Origin of the sequence: Sediminibacillus terrae, assembly GCF_009602435.1 — a bacterium.
GTDB lineage: Bacteria > Bacillota > Bacilli > Bacillales > Amphibacillaceae > Sediminibacillus > Sediminibacillus terrae.
Map to the genome: position 1 here is coordinate 63905 of NZ_VZDQ01000003.1, position 10021 is coordinate 73925.

Consider the following 10021-nt stretch of genomic DNA (forward strand, 5'->3'; position numbering starts at 1 on the left):
TATAGTATGAGGCTGTTTTCTGGGTTGTGACAGTTATCCTTATCAGCCTTCCAAGCTTTCATAACAAATTAGATAGACGCCCTTTTTTAAACAAATTAACTAGAAATAGACTATTGGCATGTAGCAAGGCAGGGTTTATAACATAATTTGTTACTGAATAAAAATTATTATAAAGGAGTCGATAAACTTGGAGAGCCAATCTTTGCAGGGAGCACAAGAGCTTCTATGTATAAACACTGAAAAAGTTTACGATTGGGTAATCTTACAAGCGAATGTCAGCCAAAACGTACTTGCTGCAGCTCTTGGTACGCTGCCTATCGATCCGTGCGGACCTACTGTCAGCAATTTGACAACAACTTGTTATTTAGTGGATCCAGTGACCGGAGAGGAATTGGATTTAAATGCAGAAATCCCTGTCGATGAGCTTGGAGAAAGAGAGGATCGGACTTTTGTTATCGATGGAGCGCTAGTGACTTTGCAACGGGTCACTTTCACAAAACCGCTTTCCGTGATTATAGAATTCAGCGGTTTGACCGGTACAACGCCATTCGTCGAAATCAGTGATCCGATTTCCATTGATATCCCGGAATCTCTTTACCTATGCGCACCGGAAGGTACCCGAATCGCTGTAAGACTATCTGATCTGGATTGCAGTGTCAATGTCAATTGTACAGCAGGAGCATTAACAAGCGTTGACATCGTACTTGGAATTTGTCAAAGTGTACAGTCATTGGCCGATGTCACTATCGAATTAGTAGCAGATTTCTGCCAGCCTCGGGATGTCTTGGTGGAGCAATGCCCTACTCCGGCTATTCCGCCGCAGTGCCCTGTATTGTTCCCTGGCAATGGCGACAATGGCAATGGACCTACAGGACCAGCATCTTCCCCGACAACTCTTACCAGGCCAAATACCAACAGTTAACCGAGATGAAAAAACAGCTGTTTCCTTCGGAGGAACAGCTGTTTTTGTATGTTATCTGCCTATCCAAAAAGCGAGTTTCCCAACGCTTCGACAGCATACTTCGCCGCTTTCCGCGGACACGGCTTCAGCTAACTTGGCAAAGAAAATCTTCAGCTCGCGCTGTTCCCACTGGGGTCTGCTTATGCTCCCTGCGCTAAGGAGCAGGCTATAACAGAAGCGTAGACTTTTTTCCTTGAGACTCAACAAGCCATCTTAAAAACGTTTGTCAGGAAATAGGTATTTCTTTTCATAAAAGACAGTTGGAGTTCCGTCTTTTCACCTGTTCTTGGACTTTCTGCTTGTTTTCCTAGCTGTGTCTTTTGATAAAACAGGTATGTAGGTACCATGAATAAAATAGTCTTGTACACGGTTTTAAACAGAAAGCTGTTCCTGGCGAAGAAAGTACCCGGAGACTCCTCGAAAATACAAAACAATTTTCTTCGTGCGATGCATCGCTGCCGCAGCCTTCCTTGTCCCGCGGGAGGAAAGGCCTCGGTGAGATCCCGAAGAGCGTCAGCTCGAGGAAGCTCACCAGCCGCCCGCGGAAAGCGCAGGTTATTTTCGCAGCGTCGAACTCCAACTCAACAAAAGTGGAAGTAAGGAAGACGCATTCAAACTATGTATCAGTTTTTTCGCTACTACTGCGATTAGCAAGGGGACGAAGCGTCTGTTAAAACTGAATGAAGAAGATGGCGGTGGCAAGAATAAGAATAATCGCGGAAACGAAATAAAGCGAATATTTTCTCGATGTCGAGGCCGTCTTGATCTCCTGCCAATTGACGGGTTTTATCCCACTGAACCAAAACACGAGAATAGCGGAAAGCGTAATGGAATTAACGTTGACAAGTAATAACAGGAGAGGCGTAAGGGCATTGTTCCAGGCGGCTGCACCAATCATCATTCCTAATACAATTGCCGGGGGAAGCAACGCAACGGAAACCATGACACCGACCAATGCTTCGGAAGCCCGTTTGATAAAAGATAATGCGCCAGCTGCACCAGCAGCCAAGGCAACCGCAATATCGATTATTTGAATGTCAGTACGGGATAAAAACTCCTGACTGTTTGCCGGCAATGGAAAGAAGAATCCAAAGCTTGCCGCAATCAGCAAAGGAATCATCAGCCCGTATAGTGAAGTGATCACCGACTGGCGCATGAGCTGATAGTCGCCCAGGACAGAGGCAAAGGCGGAGGAGGTAAATGGCCCGATCAATGGAGCGATCACCATGGCACCAATCACGATTGCCGGGCTGTCTTTAATGATCCCCACTGTCGCGACGACAGAAGACAGCAATAGAAACCAGGTGAAACTCATGGTTATCTCGCTTGATGAGTGAACAACGTTATATAATTCCTGTCTGCTGGCCCGGATCAATTCAGCATGACTGGAAGCTTCTTCCTCTTTCTCTTCTGCTGTGTCGTCCTCTTCAGCAATCCTGGGGATATAGGCCGGAAGATTGAACAATAAAGCTTTGATTTCATCATTATGTTCGGCATTGAGTTCTAAAAAATTCAATATTTCCTCCGAGTCACTCGCCTTTACTAGAACACGGACAAGAGAGTATTTTTCGGATTCGTTTGAATGCCAATGGGTTACGATTGGAAGCTCTTGTAACTGCCGATGGAAATTTTCCATACTCTTTTTTGGTAAGTAGACTTCGATTAATTGCAGTTTCATGTTCCCACCCCTGACCAAATGAATCGATGCTAGAATATTGTTTGCATTTTATGCTGCAGGTATTATTTCAGTGATTGATAGGTGATAAAGGAGCTGAGTGTCAGTCATTCGTTATGATTTCATCTGTACTTAATCCCACGCTTACCGTAAAAGAACGAAGAAATCTTTTAGGATAGTAAGGATATCAAGAATGCATACCTGCGATATGAGTCGATTATTAGGAGAGTGACCGTCTAATTGCAGGGTCTGGATGTGTTATTTGTTGCGCGTCTACTTTATACAATCTGCTAATTTCTTGCATTTATACATAAGAAGAGACTGGAACAAAATCATCGTGACAAAATAAAAACCGAACGATGTTTTTCGGTATTCAATCGCGGAAACGTACCGGAGATAAGATAGGGAACATGCTCCTATGGGAAAAAAGCCTTTTGCTTTCTAAGAAAAGCGGTGCCGTTGGACGCGTAGTATCTTACCGTAGCGATTCGAAAAAGAGAACAGAAAAATAAAACGAACGGATTTAGAATCCGTTCGCTTTTTGCTTTGGTGGTCATATTTTTTCCTGACTTCTTCAGGGGAAAATTAACTTTTATCCTCATAAAAAATATGCTTGAGATCGAAACCATTATCAGCGAGTTGCAACACACCGTAGGAAAACTGAGGCTGCCTCCGTTTATCGGTCGGCGAACCAGGATTGAATAACGTCGTTCCATTCACGTCTTTCAAGACAGGAATATGGGAATGGCCAAAAATGATGATATCGACAGGTTTTGTTTGAAAAGCGGTCAACGCTCGCTTTTCCGTGGTTCCTCCTTTACCGTCCCCATGCGTGATGCCGATTGTAACTCCATTTCGTTCGATTACTTCCTTACGATTAAGTCTTTCTTGCAGTTCGGCTCCGTCGGCATTTCCCGTCACTCCTACCACTGGAGCATGTTGTTGCAATTCTTCGAGCAATTCTACACTTTGCCAGTCTCCGGCATGAATAATCAAATCTGCCTTTTCCAAACCCAGCTTCACTTGCCGTGGCAGCTTTTTGGCCATCCGGGGCATGTGGGTATCAGAAAGAATGACAATCTCCATCGTCTTGTCTCCTATCTATTTGAGTGTTTCCAGACGGAGACACTACTCCGTCCTCGGTCCGAGTGAAATTCAATCTGTTAGCTGTTATGTATTCTTTTCAAGCGGTCTATACTGAAGATATCAACAGAACAGGAGGGATTTCTTATGATGAATGAATACGAACTTCAGCAAATCATCGATGCCCGGCGTCCTCGATAAACCCACAAATATTATGATAAAGGAGTTTGGCCAATGGGCATCGTATTGACGATTTAAACCTCTTCCTTACGCAACTGGTAAAGGGAGGGGTTTTTCATTGCAGTGTTTCAATGTTCATAGAGCATCTTTCTAGTCATGCCACCATCAAGGATAAAATTTTCCCCGGTCACAAAATCGTTTTTTGGGTCAGTCAAAAAAAGGCAGGCACGAGCGACATCTTCCGGTTTTCCCACTCGTTTCGCAGGGTGCTGTTCATGGTCGATGGGGCGTAAATCCTCGTAACTTCCTGTTTCTATCCATCCGGGACTGATTGCGTTCACTCTTATGCGAGCTTCGCTTAGCGAGATGGACAAAGCATGGGTCAATGCAGATATGCCGCCTTTAGATGCAGCATAAGCTTCCGAATCAGCTTCTGACATAAAGGCCCTGGTCGAAGCGATATTGACAATCGATCCTCCCTCACGGTTGCGCCGCATTTGTTTGGCAGCTTGTCGGGCGCAGAGGAAACTCCCTCTCAAATTGGTGTTGATCACATCATCCCATTCTTCCACAGTTACATCATATACGTCTGTAAATCGGGAAACCCCTGCATTGTTGATTAAAATATCAATATTCCCAAAAGTATCGACAGTTTGCTTTACAAGACGCTCAATATCTTCCGGTTGGCGGACATCTGTTTCAACAAACATGCTGATGCCGCCTTTCTTTTCGATTTGCGTGACGGCAGCTTTTCCAGCTTCCACATCTTTTTCAGCTACTACTATTCTGGCTCCGTTTTCACCGTAAGCTGCCGCAACGGCAGCACCGATTCCGTTTCCGGCTCCGGTGACAATGACGGTTTTATCTGTAAAGGACATTCCCGTTCCTTCCTTTCAATCGAGGGTTTTCCGATATAATACCACGGATGACGTTGGCGGCTGAATAAAATGCATTTCCTGGCCGGGTTATTTATCCGAAAACAACCGGACGGTCGGTTCTCCGTGCTTTTCTTTGTATATTCTTTCAATATAATCTTCTGTAATCGCTTTTACCTCCTTATTCAAGAATAGCAGTGGGAAGATATTGGCCAAAACAACGAAGGCTAGTACTAAGTCAAGAAATTGCCAGACAAACTGCAGACCGCCGATTGCGCCTACAAATACAGAAACGATATAGACAATCCGCATAACCTTGGCTACTTTTAATCCAAATAGGTACTCCACCTGTTTTTCTCCGTAGAAAAGCAGGACGCCCAACGTAGTGAGGACAAAGAACAAAAGAAATATCGCGATAAAGGATCCGGCAAAGCTATTGCCGAATAAGTCGGCGAAGGCAATAGTGATCATGTTTGATGCATCATCGGCTCCGACATCCTGCCAGGCTCCAGTCACTAACACCGCAATCCCGGAAACAGAACAAATGACAATCGTATCGACGAATACACTGACTATTCCCCATATTGCTTGTTTGGAAGGATGGTCTGTTTGTGCTGCCGCATGGGCGATCGGTGCTGTCCCGACTCCGGCTTCATTGGAATATAATCCCCGGGCAATTCCCCAGCGCAGAGCCTGAGCAATCCCGGCACCTGCAAACCCTCCGGCTGCTGATACGGGGGTGAATGCGTGGGTGAAAATCAACCCGAAAACATGAGGAAGCTGATCCGCGTGAGCCAAAATAACGGAAAGAGCTGCCAGTAAGTAAGAAATGACCATGAAGGGGACGAGCTTGTCTGTTACATTGCCAATCCGCTTGATACCCCCAAATACAATCAGGGCTATAAAAATAGTTATAATGATGCCGGAAAGCCACGTCGGCCAGCCGAATGCTCCTTCAACTTGTGTGGCGATAGAATTGGATTGGACCATGGAGCTTGGTATGACTTCCAGCATGAGGAATAATGCAAATAAGAAGGCGACTTTATCCCAGCCGAGGGCTTTTTTTATGTAGTATTGCGGTCCGCCTACCCATTCTCCTTCTTTGTTTTTCTCGCGGTATTTTAAACCTAAAGCAATTTCGGCATATTTTGTGGCCATGCCAATCAATGCAACGATCCACATCCAAAAGAGTGCGCCCGGTCCACCGAGAGCGATCGCGACAGGTACTCCCACTATGTTGGTGGCTCCTGCGGTTGAGGCTAAGGCAGAGGTGAAAGCCTGGAAGGGGGTGATCGATCCTTTGTGCTTGTTCTTTTTAAATATCTGACCAATCGTTTGGTTTAAAATATGCCCGAAAAAACGAAACTGGAAAAACTTGAGACGGATGGTCAAAAATAAACCGGTGAAAATTAATAAGATAGAAAGTAAATACGTCCATAAAAAATCAGAAACAACGGCAACGAGGTTCTCTAAAACTTCCATTTTTCTTTATCATTCCAATCTTCAGATTTATGAAACTGCTTAATGATGATTAATACCCTGTCTCCCGCATTTTTAATCCCCCATTTTTGCCTCAATATGCATTCATGTTCCTATAACGTTCCTATAGGGTATCATTTTGTTGAAAGGAGAATGTTCGATGCAGAAAGCAGATACTTTGGAAGAAATAGAAAGTCAAATATGTAAACACCGCTTCGTTCTGTTACTGATATCCAGACCAGATTGCTCCGTCTGTCAGGCTGTAAGGCCGCAAATAGAACAACTGTTGGCAAAGAAAAGTAAAATCTATGGAATGTATATCAATGCTGATGAGGTAACAGAATTCGCCGGTGCTTACTCTGTATTCACTGTTCCAGTCGTAATTGTACTTGCCGAGGGGAAGGAGATGCTGCGTAAAGCACGTTTCATTCCTATGGGAGAAATGGAAATACAATTGACGCGGCTTATCTCTACCTATATAGAATGATGTGCAGCATGATTGTTTGAGGTGGAGACTAAACAGGAAAATACACCAAAAAACAATGGAGAAGGAGAGAAGCAATCATGTTTTCGTTTACCTGGCCATCTATCGGCAGAGTTGTTTTAATCGGAATACTGGCCTATGTCGCTCTGATTGTACTGTTGCGAATAACCGGCAAACGCACGCTGACGAAATTGAATGCGTTCGATTTGGTGGTAACGGTGGCGATTGGTTCTACGCTTGCTACCATTCTATTAAATCAGAAGGTTTCTATTTTTCAGGGCGTAACGGCGCTTGCCACTCTTGTGTTTTTGCAATTCACTTTTGCCTGGTCTTCCATAAGAAGTTCCTTTATCAATCGCTTAATCAAAGCAGAGCCTAAATTGTTGTTTTACCAAGGATCCTTTTTCGAGCATGAAATGACGAAAGAGAGGATCCAACGTATTGAAGTTTTGCAGGCGGTCCGTAACCAGGGGATGGCTTCTATGAATATGGTGGAAGCAGTCATACTGGAAACCGACGGAAGTATGTCCATCTTAAAGAAAAGTCCAAATCAATCTCATGACGCGCTGAAAAATGTAAAAGGTTTTGATTCTTCATCGTGATAGTAGAGAAGAAAGACTGTATAATGTAACCAAAGGTTTTAGTGATGGAGGAAGTAACGGTGCACCAATTCACAGAAAAAACAATCAAGCTGATCCAGGGGATACCGGAAGGCAAAGTGATGAGCTATGGTCAAATTGCCAGATATGCCGGGAATGTCCGCGGTGCCAGGCAGGTGGCGCGGGTTTTGCATTCGATGAGCAGGAAACATCGTTTGCCTTGGCATCGGGTCGTCAATGCCAGAGGGGAAATAAGTGTGAAGGGAGAGGAACTATTTCAAACACAGAAACTTTCTTTGGAGTTAGAAGGGGTGGAAGTGGATAGCGGGGGAACTGTCAACTTGGATAAATTTCTTTACGAACCTGAGGTGGATGGGGATGGAAGCGCTGGTCAGTCGTCAGTTTAACAGTCAAGTAATGGAGTATTTCTTGAAAGTTTTTGGTTTGGAGAAGAAAACAAGAAAACTTGGTGATTTTGAAAACTATGTATATGAAGTAATTCGTGGAAGCGAACCGTTTATTTTACGAATCACTCATTGTTCCCATCGAGCCATTTCGGAAGTTGAAGCAGAGTTGGACTGGATTGAATATCTTGCAGAGCATGGTATCCATGTGTGCCGGCCATATTCATCTTTGAGTGGACGGCTGATGGAAGTAAAGACAGCTGCAAATGGCACTGAATTTTATGGCTGCCTGTTCAGCAAGGCGCCGGGCCGTCGTATTGAATCCCCCGACTTGCCACTGAATGAAAAAATGATACATTCCTGGGGAAAGACCATCGGTGCGATGCACAAGTTAAGTAAATCCTATCACCTAAAGGAACAAGAAGGATACCGGAAGCAATGGCATCAAGACGATTTACTAGAAGTGGAAGCGCACATCCCGGCTTCTGAGTCAATTACTATAAGCCATGCTCGACAATTGGTCGAAATGTTATACAGGTTTCCGAAAACGAAAGACAATTATGGATTGATTCATAATGATATTCATTCGGGAAACTTCCATTATGACGGGGAAAAAATCCATATATTCGATTTCGATGACAGCTGTTATCTTTGGTATGTATCAGACATCGCCATACCTGTTTATTACTCGCTTCAATTTAGCCTTTCGGAAAAGACCAGTCGGGAAAAGAATACGTTTGCTAAAGGTTTCCTCGCTATTTTTATGGAAGGATATCAGAAGGAGAACGAACTACCGGATCAATGGCGAGAACAGTTGAAGTGGATGCTCATGCTTCGTGATGTTACTTTGTATTCGGTATTGCATAAAAAAATCGCCCCGCAAGAACGTAATCAAAAGATCGGCCAGATCATGTCAGAGGTAAAAAACAGGATAGAACAGAAACAGCCTATAATAGATTGTTTTACATAAAGAGACGAAAGAGGATAGGACCAAAGTCGGCGGCCATATTTAAACCTGAATGATAATTCGAAAAGCAGCTAGGAATATACTCGTTCGTTTTTAAAATTTAGACATGGTACTTCACTATACTGAAGGAAGTAGATTTCGGATTAGGAAGCCTCCTTGTATAATAAAGTAGAAAATTGTCGAAAATAAAGAGGAGAAAGGAAGTGGTGGCAGTTGAGCTTCCATGTAATGTATGGTTTCCTTCTTCCTTGGATTATCGCGATCGTTCATTTATTTCGACATAACAAAACGATTCTTTTTTTGATTGCGCCTTTTTCCAGCATGCTTGCATTTACCGTGAATGAAATCGGAGTTTCACTTGGATTTTGGAGTTTGGTATCTAAGCCGCCTTTCGATGGGACGTTGGCAATGCTGCCATACAATTTAGGGATATATCCTGTTTTGGCAAGCTATATGACTTTCTTTGCAAGCAATATAAGTAGATACTCCTTGTGGCTTGTATTTGGAATAGCATTGTTGACTACTTTCCTTGAATTATTAATGGTCGTAATGGACAGAGTGGAGTACGGGAATGGCTGGACGATTGGTTGGACATTTGTATCCTATGTCATTCCTTATTATTTAGTTTATCTATATTATCGGTGCTTAAAAAGGTTGAGAGTGATTTGAGGTAGTCATACTGAAATGAATCTATTCAGGAATTTAATGCCATCAAAAAGAGTGTTGCATTTGAGGGGACTATCATGATATATTATGAAAGTTGCATCAGACAACAAGCAACTAACGAAAAACGTATTGACTTTTTGTGAATCAATATGGTATATTAATTAAGTTGCTGTTTTGAAGAAAATACAAGTTATTTTGAAAAAGTTGTTGACTTCATTCTAGTAAACTGATATAATATTTGAGCTGTCATTGAGGCGGCAAGCAACAATTTGATCTTTGAAAACTGAACAAAACAACCAGTATGTCAAGCAAGATATACAAGCTAGTTTTTTGAACGAGCAAGCATCAAATGATCGTCGATTAAGTTCGCAACATCCTGTTGCAACATCGACATCAGCACATCCATGTGCAAGTCATTTATGGAGAGTTTGATCTTGGCTCAGGACGAACGCTGGCGGCGTGCCTAATACATGCAAGTCGAGCGCGGGAAGCAGGCGGATCCCTTCGGGGTGAAACCTGTGGAACGAGCGGCGGACGGGTGAGTAACACGTGGGCAACCTGCCTGTAAGATCGGGATAACTCCGGGAAACCGGGGCTAATACCGGGTAATACCTTTCTCCGCATGGAGGAAGGTTGAAAGGCGGCCTT

The 10021-nt window shown here is 43.6% G+C and carries 10 protein-coding genes and 1 rRNA gene; 7 read left to right on the plus strand and 4 right to left on the minus strand.

The genetic code is table 11. From position 1 onward, the window contains the following. The first annotated feature begins 187 nt into the window (after nt 1-187). Entirely contained in the window at nt 188-922 is a 735-nt protein-coding gene (locus F6X55_RS01370) for a BMQ_0737 family morphogenetic spore coat protein (RefSeq protein ID WP_051382237.1), read from the plus strand. Between the two features lie 709 nt (nt 923-1631). Here F6X55_RS01370 and F6X55_RS01375 read toward each other — a convergent pair. The 4 genes from F6X55_RS01375 to F6X55_RS01390 form a co-directional block, all read right to left on the minus strand. Further along, nucleotides 1632-2639, minus strand: a complete 1008-nt coding sequence (locus tag F6X55_RS01375; RefSeq protein WP_153461636.1) for a TIGR00341 family protein — start codon at nt 2637-2639, stop codon at nt 1632-1634. A gap of 582 nt (nt 2640-3221) precedes the next feature. Continuing rightward, on the minus strand, nt 3222-3722 hold the full coding sequence (locus tag F6X55_RS01380) for a metallophosphoesterase family protein (protein ID WP_026571893.1): 501 nt from the start codon (nt 3720-3722) through the stop codon (nt 3222-3224). Between the two features lie 305 nt (nt 3723-4027). After that, on the minus strand, nt 4028-4777 hold the full coding sequence (locus tag F6X55_RS01385; protein WP_153461638.1) for a glucose 1-dehydrogenase: 750 nt from the start codon (nt 4775-4777) through the stop codon (nt 4028-4030). 87 nt (nt 4778-4864) lie between these two features. Continuing rightward, nucleotides 4865-6256 carry an alanine/glycine:cation symporter family protein gene (locus F6X55_RS01390; protein WP_026571895.1) on the minus strand — a complete coding sequence of 464 codons (1392 nt, stop codon included), beginning with the start codon at nt 6254-6256 and terminating at the stop codon, nt 4865-4867. A gap of 157 nt (nt 6257-6413) precedes the next feature. Between F6X55_RS01390 and F6X55_RS01395 the strand changes: the two genes are divergently transcribed. From F6X55_RS01395 to F6X55_RS01420, 6 genes are all read left to right on the plus strand, one after another. After that, the gene (locus F6X55_RS01395) at nt 6414-6740 is read left to right on the plus strand and encodes a thioredoxin family protein (RefSeq protein ID WP_153461640.1); all 327 of its coding nucleotides are present in this window, start codon (nt 6414-6416) and stop codon (nt 6738-6740) included. Nucleotides 6741-6817: 77 nt separating this feature from the next. Then, nucleotides 6818-7339: a DUF421 domain-containing protein gene (locus F6X55_RS01400; protein WP_035427546.1), complete on the plus strand. Its 522-nt coding sequence runs from the start codon at nt 6818-6820 to the stop codon at nt 7337-7339. 59 nt (nt 7340-7398) lie between these two features. After that, nucleotides 7399-7743: an MGMT family protein gene (locus F6X55_RS01405; protein ID WP_268744601.1), complete on the plus strand. Its 345-nt coding sequence runs from the start codon at nt 7399-7401 to the stop codon at nt 7741-7743. Further along, nucleotides 7715-8710 (plus strand): phosphotransferase enzyme family protein, encoded by a 996-nt coding sequence (locus F6X55_RS01410; protein ID WP_161993042.1) that lies wholly within the window; start codon nt 7715-7717, stop codon nt 8708-8710. The genes F6X55_RS01405 and F6X55_RS01410 overlap by 29 nt, the downstream gene beginning before the upstream one ends. A 210-nt stretch (nt 8711-8920) precedes the next feature. Beyond that, the gene (locus tag F6X55_RS01415) at nt 8921-9376 is read left to right on the plus strand and encodes a CBO0543 family protein (RefSeq protein WP_153461644.1); all 456 of its coding nucleotides are present in this window, start codon (nt 8921-8923) and stop codon (nt 9374-9376) included. Nucleotides 9377-9789: 413 nt separating this feature from the next. After that, nucleotides 9790-10021, plus strand: a 16S ribosomal RNA gene (locus F6X55_RS01420); the annotation flags it as partial.